18 protein-coding genes are annotated in these 15,876 nt (G+C 59.5%); 8 read left to right on the top strand and 10 right to left on the bottom strand.

The window, feature by feature from the left end:
• Window positions 1–5 precede the first annotated feature (5 nt).
• The 4 genes from SNL23_RS30545 to SNL23_RS30530 all read right to left on the bottom strand — a co-directional run bounded on the left by SNL23_RS30545 (window position 6) and on the right by SNL23_RS30530 (window position 3,346).
• A complete protein-coding gene (locus SNL23_RS30545; RefSeq protein ID WP_318304624.1) occupies window positions 6–695 on the bottom strand; it encodes a winged helix-turn-helix domain-containing protein in 690 nt (229 codons plus the stop codon).
• Between the two features lie 32 nt (window positions 696–727).
• A complete protein-coding gene (locus tag SNL23_RS30540) occupies window positions 728–1,483 on the bottom strand; it encodes an EAL domain-containing protein (RefSeq protein WP_076017036.1) in 756 nt (251 codons plus the stop codon).
• Complete coding sequence (locus tag SNL23_RS30535) at window positions 1,476–2,204, bottom strand: winged helix-turn-helix domain-containing protein (protein ID WP_076017037.1); 729 nt, start codon at window positions 2,202–2,204, stop codon at window positions 1,476–1,478. The genes SNL23_RS30540 and SNL23_RS30535 overlap by 8 nt, the downstream gene beginning before the upstream one ends.
• A gap of 290 nt (window positions 2,205–2,494) precedes the next feature.
• On the bottom strand, window positions 2,495–3,346 hold the full coding sequence (locus SNL23_RS30530; RefSeq protein ID WP_167663187.1) for an AraC family transcriptional regulator: 852 nt from the start codon (window positions 3,344–3,346) through the stop codon (window positions 2,495–2,497).
• A 109-nt stretch (window positions 3,347–3,455) separates the two neighbouring features.
• Here SNL23_RS30530 and SNL23_RS30525 point away from each other — a divergent pair, with 109 nt between their 5' ends.
• On the top strand, window positions 3,456–3,866 hold the full coding sequence (locus SNL23_RS30525; protein WP_318304623.1) for a hypothetical protein: 411 nt from the start codon (window positions 3,456–3,458) through the stop codon (window positions 3,864–3,866).
• On the opposite strand, the gene SNL23_RS30520 is transcribed toward SNL23_RS30525, so the two are convergent.
• A complete protein-coding gene (locus tag SNL23_RS30520; protein WP_318304622.1) occupies window positions 3,860–4,855 on the bottom strand; it encodes a LacI family DNA-binding transcriptional regulator in 996 nt (331 codons plus the stop codon). The two genes, SNL23_RS30525 and SNL23_RS30520, sit on opposite strands and share 7 nt — an antisense overlap.
• Before the next feature lie 167 nt (window positions 4,856–5,022).
• On the opposite strand from SNL23_RS30520, the gene SNL23_RS30515 reads away from it, so the two are divergent.
• The 5 genes from SNL23_RS30515 (at window position 5,023) to glsB (ending at window position 9,871) form a co-directional block, all read left to right on the top strand.
• On the top strand, window positions 5,023–6,153 hold the full coding sequence (locus SNL23_RS30515; protein ID WP_178124260.1) for a Gfo/Idh/MocA family protein: 1,131 nt from the start codon (window positions 5,023–5,025) through the stop codon (window positions 6,151–6,153).
• A 14-nt stretch (window positions 6,154–6,167) separates the two neighbouring features.
• The gene (locus tag SNL23_RS30510) at window positions 6,168–7,220 is read left to right on the top strand and encodes a sugar phosphate isomerase/epimerase family protein (RefSeq protein ID WP_318304620.1); all 1,053 of its coding nucleotides are present in this window, start codon (window positions 6,168–6,170) and stop codon (window positions 7,218–7,220) included.
• Between the two features lie 42 nt (window positions 7,221–7,262).
• Window positions 7,263–8,471 carry a nucleoside permease gene (locus tag SNL23_RS30505; protein ID WP_318304619.1) on the top strand — a complete coding sequence of 403 codons (1,209 nt, stop codon included), beginning with the start codon at window positions 7,263–7,265 and terminating at the stop codon, window positions 8,469–8,471.
• A 78-nt stretch (window positions 8,472–8,549) separates the two neighbouring features.
• Window positions 8,550–8,870 (top strand): hypothetical protein, encoded by a 321-nt coding sequence (locus SNL23_RS30500; protein ID WP_318304618.1) that lies wholly within the window; start codon window positions 8,550–8,552, stop codon window positions 8,868–8,870.
• A 92-nt stretch (window positions 8,871–8,962) separates the two neighbouring features.
• Window positions 8,963–9,871 carry a glutaminase B gene (glsB, locus tag SNL23_RS30495; RefSeq protein ID WP_010171887.1) on the top strand — a complete coding sequence of 303 codons (909 nt, stop codon included), beginning with the start codon at window positions 8,963–8,965 and terminating at the stop codon, window positions 9,869–9,871.
• A 45-nt stretch (window positions 9,872–9,916) separates the two neighbouring features.
• Here glsB and SNL23_RS30490 read toward each other — a convergent pair whose 3' ends face one another.
• Window positions 9,917–10,252: a DUF6124 family protein gene (locus SNL23_RS30490; RefSeq protein WP_318304616.1), complete on the bottom strand. Its 336-nt coding sequence runs from the start codon at window positions 10,250–10,252 to the stop codon at window positions 9,917–9,919.
• Window positions 10,253–10,643: 391 nt separating this feature from the next.
• Between SNL23_RS30490 and SNL23_RS30485 the strand changes: the two genes are divergently transcribed.
• Window positions 10,644–11,330 carry a M24 family metallopeptidase gene (locus SNL23_RS30485; RefSeq protein ID WP_318304615.1) on the top strand — a complete coding sequence of 229 codons (687 nt, stop codon included), beginning with the start codon at window positions 10,644–10,646 and terminating at the stop codon, window positions 11,328–11,330.
• A 62-nt stretch (window positions 11,331–11,392) separates the two neighbouring features.
• On the opposite strand, the gene SNL23_RS30480 is transcribed toward SNL23_RS30485, so the two are convergent.
• From SNL23_RS30480 to SNL23_RS30465, 4 genes are read right to left on the bottom strand one after another with little or no spacing between them, the layout of a single operon-like run.
• Window positions 11,393–12,658, bottom strand: a complete 1,266-nt coding sequence (locus SNL23_RS30480) for an NAD(P)/FAD-dependent oxidoreductase (RefSeq protein ID WP_318304614.1) — start codon at window positions 12,656–12,658, stop codon at window positions 11,393–11,395.
• Entirely contained in the window at window positions 12,655–13,407 is a 753-nt protein-coding gene (locus tag SNL23_RS30475; protein WP_318304613.1) for an amino acid ABC transporter ATP-binding protein, read from the bottom strand. The genes SNL23_RS30480 and SNL23_RS30475 overlap by 4 nt, the downstream gene beginning before the upstream one ends.
• Complete coding sequence (gene ehuD / locus SNL23_RS30470; RefSeq protein WP_318304611.1) at window positions 13,404–14,072, bottom strand: ectoine/hydroxyectoine ABC transporter permease subunit EhuD; 669 nt, start codon at window positions 14,070–14,072, stop codon at window positions 13,404–13,406. Before ehuD ends, SNL23_RS30475 begins: the two co-directional genes overlap by 4 nt.
• Window positions 14,069–14,851 carry an ABC transporter substrate-binding protein gene (locus SNL23_RS30465; RefSeq protein ID WP_318304610.1) on the bottom strand — a complete coding sequence of 261 codons (783 nt, stop codon included), beginning with the start codon at window positions 14,849–14,851 and terminating at the stop codon, window positions 14,069–14,071. The genes ehuD and SNL23_RS30465 overlap by 4 nt, the downstream gene beginning before the upstream one ends.
• Before the next feature lie 215 nt (window positions 14,852–15,066).
• Here SNL23_RS30465 and SNL23_RS30460 point away from each other — a divergent pair, with 215 nt between their 5' ends.
• Entirely contained in the window at window positions 15,067–15,846 is a 780-nt protein-coding gene (locus SNL23_RS30460) for an IclR family transcriptional regulator (RefSeq protein WP_076017050.1), read from the top strand.
• Window positions 15,847–15,876 lie beyond the last annotated feature (30 nt).

Here is a 15,876-nt window from a genome sequence, read left to right as displayed (position 1 = left end):
AATAATTATTGTTCGACGACGTTATTGCGATTGCTCAACGGACTTTTTATTTTTTGTGTGAGGCAATAACCGCGATTGCGCACCGCCCGGAACAGGCGCTCGCCATCGTTGACGCGTTTGAACTTGTCCTGCAGGCGGCTAAGGCACATTTCAAGCCCGCGATACAGGTCGGGTTCGCGCCCGATGTTGCGAATAAGTTCTTCCTTGCTCACCACACGCTCCTCATGGTGCAGCATCTTTTTAATCAGCGCCGACTCAATAGTGGTCAACGAAATGCGCAGCCCGCCTTTGACCAGCGCCCGGTCTTGCTGGGTAAGTAGCCAGACATCGGGGGTGCGCAAGGCGGGTGTTGCATTACCAGTTTCCGCCGTGGTGTTATTAAAGTTCGGGTGCGGAATATCTGATTTTAGTGCGGTGATTTTCGGGTTTTTCGAGGCGTCGTAAAGTTTTCGGGTCAGTCGGTTATTGGCCTCGTAGAGTCTTTTGGCGGCCACATAGTTGCTGAGCCAGAGATTGAAATTTTGCTCGCTGTTAACGGCATAGGCGCTGGTCGAAGTGTCCAGTGTTTTTTCTGCAGTTTCGATCAATGGCCCGCTGTCGACGTCGTAATGTAAAAATGCCACATTCGGCGTGAAATCGTGCAGTGCGATTGACGGGTATGTCGATGTAAATGTGTGTTTCTTGAGAGAACTCATGGCATTCACCGATTCCAGGAAAGTACGGGGGGTCATAAACTATCAGCAGGGGAAAAGTAGGGGCCCTGAAAATAGTCAAAAGGCAAGCGTCTGGCGAGAAGTGCGCTGTCGGCGTGCTCGACGTTGTCGGCGATAAACGAGACCCGGGTGGTGCTCATCACCCCCAGCATCTGGTCGTAAAGCCGGTCGAACAGGCCCGAACGCGTGTTCAGACTGAGCCTGAGGGCCGAGTCTGGAAAGGGCATTTTTATATAGTCATAAAGACTCAAGTCGATCAGCAGGTCGGTGTTTTTTGTATCTAATGTGTAATTGTTATAGGCAAGTTTCAGGCTGCTTCGGTCTTTCAGGCTATAGAGCTGGCGGATCATGTTCCGGCGCTCCACCGGGCCTGGCAGAGTGTCGAGTGTGTTTTCAACACTGACAATGAGTTGTTGTTTGTGTTTTTCCAGCGCGTTTGACGTGCTGATAATTTCGGTGAGCAGGTCCTCATTCATCAATAATGACTGCTCTATTCGGAAAAACTTGTGGAGGCCCGGGCCTTTATCCACACGCAAACGTTTTCCTTTTTGAACGAACGAATTGGGCTGGGTGTATCGCAGTGCTTCACTGTAGGCGTCTTTAAGTTGTTCAGAGTAAAAGGGACACGAATCAGCGGGCAGGCTGCGTAGAGCATGCTCGGTATGAACCCGGATCTCACTACCCCATAGCGTACAACTTCGTTCAAGTATCGCTTGTCGTGAAAATGTAAAGTCGACTGACTCTGCAAGCAATTGAGTTCCGCTATTCACGGTTCGGCCGCTCCCTGACGGGTTGAATATGATTAACCGAAGCCAGCCCTCTGCTTAGTTTGTAGCCGTAACCCCGGATACTTTGAATAATATTACTTCCATAGTGCGACTTGATTTTGCCGCGCAAACGGCTAATTGATTTTTCGAGCGCCCTGGAATCATAAAAACGCGCGTTAAGTCCCATCACCACGGCAATTTCATCGTGGCTGAGCAACCGGTTATGAATCAGCGCTTCAAGCACTTTCATTTCAACGAAGGAGACTTCGAGCTTCTTGCCTCCTCCGTAGATGCACATGCGGTCTTGGTCCAGTAGCAAATCAGTATTACTTAGCCAGTACGTCTCGCTGAGAAACGCGGCAAACAGGGCGAGTTTTTTCTCGGGCGAGCTCTCGACCACCTTTATGCAGTAATCGGCCCCCGCGAGATAATATTTGGTTTTGCTTAATGTAGTGGCGAAGGTGACAACCAGGAAAATCGTGCTGCCAGGATTTTCGGATCTGGTTTTTTTAATGATGTCCAGCGTTTGGGTGCTGGCAGAGGGGGTGTCGATCTCTATGATGATGGCACGGTAATGTCCATGGCTTTCATAGGGACCAATTAGTTGGCCGTAGGAGCGTGTATCGACTTTTAGATTTTTCGGTACAGTACGAACTATAAGCTCGCTGAAGTCCTCGGATTTCGATGGGGTCCGTGCAATAGCGAGGACGTTGGAAAAATGCATCACGTTGCTCCCTTTTCCGGCATGCGAGGCCGTCAATTCAATCGCTGCAGGCGTTTAGATGTTAATCGAATTGAATACGCCAAAACGTGACAAATTTTAACATTCGCCACGTTATTTGCAGGGGGTAAGGCGGATTTCAGGCGGGTGTTGAAAGCGGATTTCTGGGCGGGAGTACTCATATGCTAGTGCAAATTTTTTAGTGTGCGATAAGTATTTTAGGCGGGTTGATATTTTTTGGCTGAAATGATTTAACCCTTCTAGTCCTTAAGCTCTAAAACGCTTATACGTGACTATTTATAATAATCCAGCAAGGCAATAGCGGGCGTTGAGTGCTGGGAGATGCTCGCGCGGTCGGCCAGGTAGCGCGCCGGAGGTTGGCCGATGGCCTTGCGGAACATGGTGATGAAGCCGCTGGCGTTTTCATAGCCGAGGTCCAGCGCTACCGTCTGCACACTTTCGCCTTTCGCCAGGCGCTGCAGTGACAGGATCACATGCAACTGTCGGCGCCAGCGGCCGAAACTCAGGCCGATCTCTTCCAGCAACAGCCGGGTCATGCTGCGTTCGCTCATGCCGATGCGCACCGCCCATTCGCCCAGGGTGGCTTTGTCGCTGGGGTTGGCCAGCAAACTGTCGGCCAAGCGCCGCAGCCGAATGTCCCGTGGCATGGGCAAGTGCAGGGCCTCGATCGGCGCCAGCGCCAGTTCGTCCAGCAGGGTGGCCACCAATCGGCCCTGTGCACCCTCGGTGTTGTACAGCGGCGGGAAGCTGACAGCCTTGCTGATCAATTCGTGTAACAGCGGCGATACCGCCAGCGTGCAGCATTGCCGTGGCAGGGCGCCGGCAGCGTCTGGGTCGACCAGCAGGCAGTACACATCTGCTGCACCGGAACCGCGTGCGGCATGGGAAAGGCCGCCGGGAATCCATAGTGCGCACTGGGGGGGCACGATCCAGATACCTTGTTCGATGACGCAATGAATCACCCCGCGCAAGGTGTACATCAACTGGCCTTTGCGGTGCTGGTGCGGCGCGTGCTCCCAACTGGCGGAGGTGCTCGAGGCGCTCACCGCGACTACAGCACGGGGAATCGCATCGGCAAGGGCCGGGCGCAACGGGTCACGGGTTTCGAGGCGATGGTTGTACATGGCGGGGACGGGTCTTGGCTGGAATGCGAAACATTCTGGCTATTCTGTGCAATGGCGTCCAGTGATGGCATGACTATTATGAGAAACATTCTCGTTAAAGGTGCTTCCCATGCAACTCGACAGTTCTACATTCCCGGTGGTGAAAATCGTTTTCGACGCCCCCAGCGACACGCCACCGCAAGACACCTTTGTGGCGTTCGAGGCGTTGTTGCAGCGCGAAGAACCCTTCGTACTGCTGCATGAAAAGGCCGTGGACGAAAGCACTCACGAGCACTCCCACGAAGAACGCAAACACGCTTCTATCTGGATGAAGAAGAACAAGGTGGCCCTGCGTGCTTTCGTCAAAGGCATGATTCAGGTGGAGCCCAGCGCGGCCAAGCGCCTGGCGCTCAAGCCGTTTGCGGTGATGTTTGGCAAGGCGTGGGGCTACCCGTTACTGGTAGTCGAATCCACGGATCAGGCTTGGGCACTGGCGCGGGACGTGCTGGATACCCAGGTGTCGGACGTGGCGCACTATTGAGTCTTTGGCGCTGCCGTGCTGCCACGCAAGGTGAGCTCGAATGGCAATACCACCTGGCGTTCTGGCAGTGGCGTTTTCTCGATCAGGGCGATGAGCATCTCGACCGCCTTGCGCCCAAAGGTTTCGGCAGGCTGGGCAATGGTGGTCAGCGGCGGGTCGCAGTAGGCGGCGAAGGGGATGTCATCAAAGCCCACCAGGGAAATATCCTGGGGCACGCGCAGGCCCTGTTGCTTGATGCGCTTCAAGGCACCGATGGCCATTTCGTCGTTTTCGCAGAACAGCGCGGTGGGGCGTTCGGCCAGGTCGAGCATGTTGCCTGCACCCTCGAAACCGGCGTGCAAAGTGAAGTCGCCGTGGCAGATGAGTGCCGGGTCGCGGGGGATGCCTGCGGCGTGCAAGGCGTCTTCATAACCGGCCACGCGGTCTTGGGTCAGTGGGCTGCTTTTCGGGCCTTTGATCAAGCCGATGCGGCGGTGGCCGAGGTCGATCAAATGCTGGGTCATGGCCATAGCCGCGCCGCGGTTGTCGAGGCTGATGGTGGGATGACGGCCGTTCTGGATCACTTCGCAGGCGTTCACTAGCGGTGGTGATTCGCTGCAATCGCTGAAAGGGTCGGATGCGCGCAACTGAATCACCCCATCGGCCTGATGGGCGTGGACCAGTTCGGCGAACTGCTTTTCGATTTCAGCCTGGCCCCGGGTGTCGCACAACAGCAACCGATAGCCCGACGCCTGCGCCGCTTGCTGTGCGCCGCTGATCACCCGGGCGAAAAACGTGTTGGCAATCGCCGGTACCAGAATCACCAGGTTGCCGGTGCGCCGCGAGCGAAATTGCACCGCCATGCGGTTCGGCCGGTAGCCGGTCTGTTCCACGGCGGCGTTGACCTTGTCCCGGGTCTCGGGGAGCACGCGTTCAGGGCTGGCCAGGGTCCGTGACACGGTGGCCACCGAAACCCCGGCCAGGCGGGCGACTTCGCGAATATTGGACAAGACAACCTCGTTATCAGAGCAGCAGCCGGCAAGTTTACCGCAGTCGGGGTTTGACACCGTGAGCAACTGGGCCTAAATTTCCGGCACGATGTAACCGGTTACATCATGGCCGGTAATGACCCAAAAAGAGAAGACTTGCGATGACGGCTGCTGTGCAAAAAATAAGAATGGGCTTTGTTGGCGGCGGCGAAGGCGCCTTCATCGGCCAGGCCCACCGCCAGGCGGCGGGGCTGGATGGATGCTTTGAACTGGTGTGCGGTGCCTTCAGTCGCCAGGCCGAGAACAATCGCAACACCGGCAATGCGCTGGGCTTGCCTGCGTCCCGCTGCTACAGCGACTGGCAACAGATGCTGGCCGCCGAACAGGCGCTCCCGGCCGGGCAGCGCATGCAACTGCTGGTGATCGTTACCCCCAATCATCTGCACGCACCCATCGCGACCCAGGCGTTGCAGGCCGGCTTCCATGTGTTCAGCGAGAAGCCTGCGGCATTGAACCTTGCCGAAGTGCAGGCGCTGGCAGAAGTCGTCAAAAATAGCGCCGGGCTTTACGGACTGGCACACACTTACCTGGGCTACCCGATGGTGTGGCAGGCCCGCGACATGGTGCGCAATGGCGTCATCGGCGCACTGCGCAAAGTGATCGTCGAGTACCCACAAGGCTGGCTCAGCCAGGACGTGGCCGGGCAGGGCAGCAAACAGGCTGAGTGGCGTGGCCGGCCCGAGCTGTCGGGGCTCGGCGGCTGCATCGGCGACATCGGCACCCACGCGTTTTCCCTGGCCGAGTTCATCGCCGACCAACCGATCGAACAGCTTTGCGCCAGCCTGGGCATCCACGTACCCGGCCGGCAACTGGATGACGATGCCGCCATGCTGTTCAAGATGGCCTCCGGTGCGAGCGGCGTGCTGATCGCCAGCCAAGTGTGTGCCGGTGAAGAGAACCCGCTGAAGATCCGCCTCTATGGCGACAAAGGTGGCCTGGAATGGCGCCAGGAAGAACCCGCCAGCCTGATCCATCGCTCCCTCGATCAACCCCTGCGCGTCCTGCGTTCCGGCGTCGGCCAGCCCTGGCTGTGCGACGCGGCACTGCAACGCATGCGCCTGCCTGCCGGGCATCCCGAGGGTTACCTCGAAGCCATGGCCAACCTCTACCGCGACTTTGCCACGGCCATTCGCCAAGGCACCGCGGCCGCTGGCGTGCCCGGCATCGAAGTCGGCGTACGCGGCATGGCCTTTATCGAAGCCGTGATCAGCAACCATCGCGGCGACGCGAAGTGGACCACCTTGGCAGCCCACTCATGAAGGAGATTACAAACATGCGCGGCCCCGGCATTTTTCTCGCCCAGTTCATCTCGGACGAAGCACCTTTCGACACCCTGGCCAACATCGCCCAATGGGCAGCATCCCAGGGCTACAAGGCGATCCAACTGCCGACCCTCGGCACTCGCTATATCGACTTGGCCCGCGCCGCCGAAAGCCAAGCCTACTGCGACGAACTCAAGGCAACCTGTGCCAACGCCGGTGTCGAAATCAGCGAGCTGTCGACCCACCTGCAAGGCCAGCTCGTGGCGGTTCACCCAGCGTTCGATACGCTGTTCGACGACTTCGCCCCGGCCTATCTGCGAGGCCAGCCCCAGGCACGTACCGAGTGGGCCATCGAGCAATTGAAACTCGCCGCCCGCGCCAGCCAGCGCCTTGGTTTAAAGGCCCATGCGACCTTCTCCGGCGCGTTGCTCTGGCCTTACATTTACCCCTGGCCACAACGCCCCAGCGGCCTGGTGGAACAAGGCTTCGCTGAGTTGGCCAAGCGCTGGCTGCCGATCCTCGACTGCTTCGAAGCCGCCGGCGTCGACCTCTGCTACGAAATCCATCCCGGCGAAGACCTGCACGACGGCGCCTCCTTTGAACGCTTCCTCGACGCCGTCGATCACCATCCCCGCGCCAACATTCTCTACGACCCCAGCCACCTGCTGTTGCAGCAAATGGACTACCTGGGCTTTATCGACCGTTACCACGCGCGCATCCGCATGTTCCACGTCAAGGATGCTGAGTTCCGCCCCGATGCACGTTCCGGTGTCTACGGAGGCTATCAAGGATGGGTCGACCGTCCCGGTCGCTTCCGCTCGCTGGGCGACGGCCAGATCGACTTCAAATCGATCTTCAGCAAGCTCACCCAGTACGACTTCAGCGGCTGGGCCGTGCTGGAGTGGGAGTGCTGCCTGAAGGATGCGCAACAAGGCGCGGCAGAAGGGGCGACGTTCATCCAGCAGCACATGATCCGCAAGACCAAAAAGGCATTCGACGACTTCGCCGGCGTGACGTCCGACGAGCACTCCAACCGACGGCTACTGGGCCTGCCCGATGCCTGAACACCGCTTCTGACCCAAAATAACAATAAAACGGTGACCCCAATGAAAGCGCGACTGAGCGTCATGATGTTCCTGCAATTCTTTATCTGGGGCGGCTGGTTCGTCACCCTCGGCACTTTCCTCGCCAGCAACCTGGGGGCCAGTGGCGGGCAAATCGGCATGGCGTTTTCCACCCAGTCGTGGGGCGCGATCATCGCGCCGTTTATCATCGGCCTGATCGCCGACCGTTACTTCAATGCCGAGCGCATCCTGGCCGTGCTGCACCTGATCGGCGCAGTGCTGCTCTACCAGCTGTACCGCGCGCCGGACTTCATCGGGTTTTACCCTTACGTGCTCGCGTACATGGTCATCTACATGCCAACCCTGGCGCTGGTGAACTCGGTGGCCTTCCGGCAAATGAGCGACCCGGCGCAGGAGTTTTCGCGCATCCGCGTGTGGGGCACCTTGGGCTGGATCGTCGCGGGGTTGGTGATCAGTTTTGTATTCGCCTGGGATTCCCAGCAGTCGATCACCACGGGCGCGTTGCGCAACACGTTCCTGATGTCCGCCATCGCGTCACTGGTGCTGGGTTTCTACAGCTTCACCTTACCGCGTACTGCACCGTTGAAAGCCGAGGCGGGCAGTGGCGACATCAAGCAACTGCTGGGGCTGGATGCGCTGGGCTTGCTCAAGGATCGCAGCTACCTGGTGTTCTTCATCGCCTCGATCCTGATCTGCATTCCCCTGGCGTTTTACTACCAGAACGCCAACCCGTTTCTCGCGGAAATCGGCGTGACCAACCCAACGGCGAAGATGGCCATCGGGCAGGTGTCCGAAGTACTGTTCATGTTGCTGTTGCCGCTGTTTATCCAGCGCTTCGGCATCAAGATCGCGCTGCTGGTCGGCATGCTGGCCTGGGCGCTGCGCTATGCGCTGTTCGCCTACGGCAACAACGGCGAACTGGCGTTCATGCTGTTTACCGGGATTGCGCTGCATGGCATCTGCTATGACTTCTTTTTCGTTTCGGGGCAGATTTACACCGATGCGAAAGCACCGGAACGCTTCAGGAGTTCGGCCCAGGGGCTGATTACCCTGGCGACTTATGGCGTGGGGATGTTGATTGGATTCTGGGTGGCGGGGCAGGTGACCGACCACTATCTAGCGGCAGGGGGCAGCCATGACTGGCGCAGCATCTGGCTGTTCCCGGCAGGGTTTGCGTTGTTGATATTTTTTTGTTTTTCGGTGGCGTTCAAGGGGCGGGAGAAGGTGTGACAGGCGCTGCAGGTGCGCCGGCGGAGCCAACTTTCTGGTAACGTCGGTGCCCCAATCACCTGTCCGGAGTAGATGCCAATGGCGTATGAGATCCACATCAAGAGAGCCGAAAGCAGCACAATCTCGCCTGAAGAATGGCATTCGTTTTGTGCGAATGACCCATCGATGAACCTCGAAAGTGAGACAGTCGGTGTTAATCCCAAGACCGGTGAAACCGTTACCATCAGTGGTAATAACACAGCGTTCTGGACCTCTCCGGTGACGCAGCAGCAGTACTACTTCGATTACCGTCGCGGCTCGATAGCATTTGTCTACAGCGATGAGACCCTTGAAAAAGCCAGGGAAATAGCCCGCGCCTTCTCTGCCAATATTCGGGGCGACGAAGGCGAGGCCTATTAACTCAAGGGTTGGCAGGCCTGCCTGGGCCCGTTGTTTCAGGTATCCTCCGCGCCCCGCTCAACAACTATTCCCATACCATGCCAGAACAAAACATGCAGGCCCTCCTGGAGTCGATCCTCGACGAAGTTCGTCCACTGATCGGCCTCGGCAAGGTCGCCGACTACATCCCCGCACTGGCCGACGTACCGGCGCAGCAGCTGGGCATTGCCGTGTATGGCAATGACGGCTCGTTCTATTGCGCGGGCGATGCTCACACGCTGTTCTCCGTGCAGAGCATCTCCAAAGTGTTCAGCCTGGTGCAGGCCATCGACCATGGCGGCGAAAGTATCTGGGAGCGCCTGGGCCACGAACCGTCGGGGCAGCCGTTCAACTCCATGGTGCAGCTGGAGTTTGAGCGCGGGCGGCCACGTAACCCGTTTATCAACGCCGGGGCATTGGTGATCTGCGACATCAACCAATCGCGCTTTGCTGTACCGATCCTGTCCATGCGCGACTTCGTGCGGCGGCTGTCGGGCAACCCGCAGATCCTGGTCAACAGCGTCGTGGCTGAATCCGAAGCCCAGCACGGTGCGCGCAATGCGGCGATGGCATACCTGATGAAGTCGTTCGGCAACTTCCACAATGATGTGGATGCGGTGCTGCACAGCTACTTCAACTACTGCGCGTTGCAGATGAGCTGCCTGGATTTGGCCAAGGCGTTTTGCTTTCTGGCGAATGAAGGCGTGTGCACTCACAGCGGCGAGCAGATTCTGACGGCGCGCCAGACCAAGCAAGTGAACTCGATTATGGCCACCAGCGGGCTCTATGACGAGGCGGGGAATTTTGCTTATCGCGTTGGCTTGCCAGGCAAGAGCGGGGTAGGCGGCGGGATACTCGCGGTGGTGCCGGGGCAGTTTACGGTGTGCGTGTGGTCGCCGGAGTTGAATGCGGCGGGGAATTCCCTGGCGGGGATGAAGGCGTTGGAGTTGTTGAGCGAGCGGATTGGGTGGTCGGTGTTCTAGGGCTTGATCGCTCCCACGCTTTGCGTAGGAGCGCTGGCCTAAGTTTTAGGCACTTGGGTGGGTCACATTCAGTGCCTTGTCGACCAGCAATTGAACGCCTTCGATCATGCGGCAGATGCCCAGCGCCACATTGCGTTGGGCTCCGTCGACTTCAAAGGCCAAGTGGGTGGCGATATCGCTGATGGAGGCCAGGTCCTGGGACGCGTTGACCAGCAGGGTTTCCGTGCCCAGGTCGGCGCGCACGGTGAAGAGCCCATCGGTAGGTTCGGGTATCGGTTTGCCGGGATTGAGGTAGTGGTTGATCGCGCGATAGGCCACTTCGTGCAGTGTGCTGGTGTCGAAGTCTGAATGGCCAGGGGGATTGGGGCTGTCTTTAATCATGGTGAAACTCCAAGGGAAGTGGAGCTGTCACGATTCGCGGTCAAACGAATTAGGGTGGCAGCTATACGCGGGTTGACCGACCGGTCCCAAGGAAACCCGGCATACCCGAAGGTATCCCGCGTACAGCTGCCGCGACACGATACAACAGGCGTGAAAAAAACGCCTGAGTCGATGTTGGCACAGGTGTACTTGGGAAGGCGGACGGTCAAATCCGGTCGCTGAATTGGCAGCGACGGCGAAGGTTAATCAGCCCCCGTCCGACCGACAACCTGAAACAGCTGCCGGAAAAATCCGAGAGCGGTTTCTTCCCGAACTTCATCTGTCGCCAGCCGCGCGGTCAGGTCTGCTGCTGATACTATCGACGCAATCACCCATCAGTCAGAGACGGTCCATGTTGCCCAATCGTGTCGTCCAGACCGCCGCCAAGTCGGTGCTGCAGCAGCTCGTTACGCGAATCACGCCACAGTCAACTGAAGCCTCCATCGCCGAAATGGCGACGCAGATGCTCGCGGATTCCGGCTATCCGGAGACCTGGTATTACGACTGCCCGGCCTTCGTGTTGCTGGGTTCGCGCAGTATGCTTTCGGTGTCGGGGCGCGACTATCGGCCCAGTGACGAAGCGGTTGGTTTGCACAGTCTGATCACGGTGGATTTAAGCCCAAGAGCGGGCAATGTATGGGGCGACTGCGCCCGCTCTTTCTACGTGGAGGAAGGCGTGTGCCGGGCGGTGCCGACGGGTGCGGAGTTCAGCAGGGGCTATGAAGTCGAGCACCAGCTACACGCGATGATGCGCACATTCGCCCGGCCTGAAACCACGTTCAACGACCTCCACGCATTCGCCAATGACCTGATCGCATCCGAAGGTTTCGAGAACCTCGATTTCGCTGGCAACGTCGGTCATAGCATCTGCGAACAGCGTGACCAAAGGCTCTACATCGAAGCGGGCAATCACCGGCGTCTTGAAGAGGTGGCGTGCTTTACCTTTGAGCCGCATATTCGCGAGCGAGGTGGTCGCTGGGGGTATAAGCACGAGAATATCTATTTCTTCGGCGACGAGGGTGAGGTCTGCGAGCTTTGACGATGGCGCAGGTCTCCTGAGGAGACGCGGCGCCTTCGAGTTTTTCGCGAGCAAGCTCGCTCCTACAGGGAGAGGCGATCGAGCAAGCTGTACCACGCCACGCCCGCGCCAATGTAGAACCGCTGCAACCCATGCAAGGGTAGTCGCTGCAGCGGAGTTACCGGATAAGAAAAATCCGAACGGCTGTCACACAAGCGTCCCGCCAGTTGCTGGCCCAGGCTGGTACACAACGCAATCCCGCGCCCGTTGCAGCCCAGCGCCAGGGTCAAGCCGGGCGCGGGTTCGTGGACGTGGGGCATAAAGTCCCGGGTGATCGCGATCCGTCCTGCCCAGCGGTACTCGAAGTCCAGCTTGCCCAGCTGCGGAAACAACAACGCCAGGGAGCGTTCCAGGTGCGCAAAATCCGCTGGCCCCGTGGGATCTTCGAACAATCCGCGCCCGCCCATCAGCAAGCGACCATGGGCATCCTTGCGAAAGTACAGCAGCAGCCGTTGGGCGGTCGAGACGGTTTCCTGCCCGGGCAAAATGCTCTCTGCCGCAGTGCCGCTCAAGGGGCGGGTGGCGACGATAAAGCTGTTGGCCGCGAGCACACTCTGGGCCATGCCGGGCCACAAGTCGCCGCTGTAGCCGTTGGTGGCCAGCACCACTTGGCCGGCAGACACCTGCGCGCCGCTGGCGGTTTGCAACTTCCAGCCAGCCCCCGCCTGTTGCATCGCGGTCACGGCGCTTTGCCCGTGGATGCGTACGCCCGCCGCCTGCGCTGCACGCACCAAGCCGAGCGCATAGGCCAGGGGCTGGATGGCGCCAGCACGGCCATCCAGCCAGCCACCGGCAAACGCCTGGCTGCCCATGCGGGCGGACACCGCGCGGGCATCCAGGCGCTGCACCGGCACTCCGCGACGCTCCCATTGTTCGGCGCGAGCATGCAGGCCCGCCACGCCTTTTTCGGAATAGGAAACCTGCATCCAGCCCTTGCGCGTGGGAGCGCAGTCAATGCCATGGCGCTGGATAAGGTTGAACACCAGGTCCGCCGAGTTGGACACGGTATGGATCAGCGGCTCGGCACGCTCGGCACCGTACATCTGCACCAGTTGATCCGGGTCGTATTTGAGCGTCGGATTGACCTGCCCGCCATTGCGCCCGGACGCGCCCCAGCCAGGTTCGTTGGCTTCCAGCACGCACACGCTCACGCCGCGCTCCGCCAGGTGCAGGGCCGTGGACAAGCCGGTGTACCCGGCGCCGACGATGGCCACGTCCACCTTTAATGACTCAGCCAGCGCGGGTGTCGGCGGTGCAGCGGGCGCGGTCGCGGCCCAGAGTGACTTCATGACAGGCTCCGGGTGTTGGCGGTGGGGTGCAGCACGCGGCGCAGGAAGTCCTGGGTACGTGGTTGTTGCGGGTTGCCCAGCACCTGTTCGGCCGGCCCGCTCTCCACGATGTAGCCGCCGTGCAGGAAGCACACGCGGTCGGCCACTTCCCGGGCAAAGCCCATTTCGTGGGTCACCACGATCATGGTCATGCCTTCGTCGGCCAGGGTGCGCATCACCTCCAGCACATCGCCCACCAGTTCCGGGTCAAGGGCCGAAGTGGGTTCGTCGAACAGCATGGCGTCGGGCTTCATCGCCAGTGCGCGGGCGATGGCCACCCGTTGTTGCTGGCCGCCGGAGAGTTGTTCCGGGTAGGCATCGGCCTTGGCTGACAGGCCGACTTTATCCAGCAGCGCCAGGGCTTCTTCGCGAGCCTGTTTCAGCGGTTCGCCTTTGACGTACACCGGGCCTTCCATCACGTTTTCCAGCACGGTGCGGTGGGGGAACAGGTTGAAACGCTGGAACACCATGCCCATACGGCTGCGCAATGCGTGCACGGTCTTGCTGCTGCGCTGCACGGTTTCACCGAATACGCTAATGGTGCCGCCGTCGTAGGCTTCCAGAGCGTTGATGCAGCGCAACAGGGTGGACTTGCCCGAGCCGGACGGGCCGATCAGGCACACCACTTCGCCCTTGGCTACGTCCAGGTCGACGCCGTGCAGCACGCGATGGGTGCCGTAGTGTTTTTGCAGTTGGCGAATCTCGATCATGCTTTTTTCCTCCGGCCCAGGTGCTGTTCCATGCGGCGCAGGCCATACACCAGCGGCAGGCTCATCAGCAGGTAGAGCAGGGCGACCAGGGTGTACACGGTCATGTTCTGGAAGGTGGATGAGGCGATCAGTTGGCCCTGGCGCGTCATCTCGGCCACGGTGATGGTCGACACCAGGGACGAGTCCTTGAGCATCATCACCAGGGTGTTGCCGTAGGGCGGCAGGGCGATGCGAAAGGCCTGGGGCAGGATCACCCGGCGCATCATCAGCACCGAGCGCATCCCCAGGGCTTCGGCGGCTTCACGCTGGCCCTGTTCGACGGCGATGATGCCGGTACGGAAGTTCTCCGCCTGGTACGCCGAGTAGGCGATGCCCATGCCGATCACGCCCGCCTGGAACGCGCTGAGGTGCACGCCCATGTCCGGTAACACGAAGTAGATGTAGAACAGCTGCACGATGATCGGCAGTCCGCGAATCACATTGATCACGGTGCTCGCCGCCCACGACAGCGCGCGGATCGGCGACAGCTTGAGCAACGCCAGCACCAGGCCGATCGCACTGCTGAGCAGGAACGACAGCACGGTAATCTGGATCGTTATCCAGGCGCCTTGAAGCAGGATCGGCAAGAAGTCCTGGGCGTTTTGCAGGAATTCAGCCGGGTTCATGGTTGCACCTGGGCATCAAGTCCCCACTTCTTGAGGATTGCGTCCAGGGTGCCGTCAGCCTTGATGCTGGCGATGGCCTGGTTCAGGCGGGCGAGGGTTTCGCTGTCGCCCTTGCGCACCACCAGGCACACCTCGCCGACGTTCACCGGCTTGTAGTCGGCGGCGAGCTTCACGCCTTTGAACAGCTTCTGGCGGATCTGGTAGGCCACCACCGGCTGGTCACCCACGGCGGCCTTGATGCGGCCCAGGCTCAGGTCGCGGACCATTTCGCCGATGGAGTCGTAGGTGCGGATTTCCTTGAAGATCCCCAGCTTGTTGAGCATGTCGTAGAAGATCGTGCCGGCTTGCACACCCACCACCTGGTCTTTCAGGGAACTGAGGTCGGGATAGGCGGCGTTGTCGTCTTCGCTAATGATCAACCCTTCACCGTACGCATACACCGGCGCGCTGAAGTCCACCACCTGGGCGCGCTCCGGGGTCTTGAGCATGCCGGCGGCGATGAAGTCGAGCTTGCCGGAGGTGAGCGACGGGATCAGTGCGGCAAAGTTGGTCTGCTCGATTTCGCTGGTGAAACCACCGGCCTTGCCCACGGCATTGGCGACGTCGACCATCACGCCCTGGATGCTGTTGCTCTTGATGTCGAGGAAGGTGAACGGCGAACCGCTGGCCGTTGCACCGACTTTGTACGAGGCCGCACCGGCGGCGTGCACGGTTGCTACGCAAAAGGTGGCGCAAATACCGAAGGCGAGGCGGCGAAACAAGGGCGAAAGACTGTTCATCGGGTTACTCCAGAAGGAAAACGGATCGTCAGTACCGCAAGCGGTTGGAAAGCAAACCGCAAGCTCTATGCCATTTCGATTCAATAAAATCGTTTCTCGGTATAGAAAATCGATAAAATGAACCATTCGTATCGCTATGCGATTTTAAGTGGTCGAATTTCGCAGTTTGGTGTAGAAATATCGCCACGCTTGATCGACCTGACCACGAGTTCGCCATGTCTGAAGAACGCAACAGCTTGCACAACCAATCCCTCGAAAAAGGCCTGTCGGTGCTCAAGGCATTCAGCGCACAGCGCCGCAGCATGAGCCTTGCAGAGGTGGCCGAGGCCGCCGGCATGACCAAAAGCTCGGCCCAGCGCATGGTATTTACCCTGGAGAGCCTGGGTTACCTTCGGAAACACTCGCGCACGCGCCATTACCAACTCACACCGCGGGTGCTGGAGTTGGGCTTCAGTTATCTGGATGCGCATTCGTTGATTGAGGTGGCCAACCCGTTCCTCTCGGAATTGACCCGGCTGACCGGAGAAACCTCGTGCCTGACCGAGCCTGCGGGATACGACATGACCTATATCGCGCGGTTTGTCAGCTCGGGTTTCGTGCCGGTGCACATGCCGATTGGCTCGCGGGTGCCGATGTACTGCACGGCGTCGGGCCGGGCGTATTTGAGTGCGTTGCCGCAGGATGAGGCGTTGGTGTTGATTGAGAACAGCCAGCGGGTGGCGCATACCAGCCAAACGTTGACTGAGGTCGACAGGATCATGGCGTCGTTGCAGCAGGTGCGCGAACAGGGCTATGCGGTGAATGGCCAGGAACTGTTCCTGGGCGACATGACCATCGGCGCGCCGGTGCTGGGGGCGAATGGCCGGCCGGTGGCGGCGGTGCATGTGGTGGCGCCCACCAGTCGGTGGAGCAGGGCGGATGCGGAGAAGCAGTTGGCGCCGGCGTTGTTGCAGTGTTCAAGGGCGTTGAGCAATTCGGCGCGCAACCTTGAATAGCCCCATTCTCAAGAACACAGCAGATCAAAA

It is taken from the genome of Pseudomonas sp. SED1 (assembly GCF_034044025.1).
In the GTDB taxonomy this organism is placed as follows: domain Bacteria; phylum Pseudomonadota; class Gammaproteobacteria; order Pseudomonadales; family Pseudomonadaceae; genus Aquipseudomonas.
Note: the sequence above shows the minus strand (reverse complement) of the source record. Positions and strands in the feature narration are given on the sequence as shown.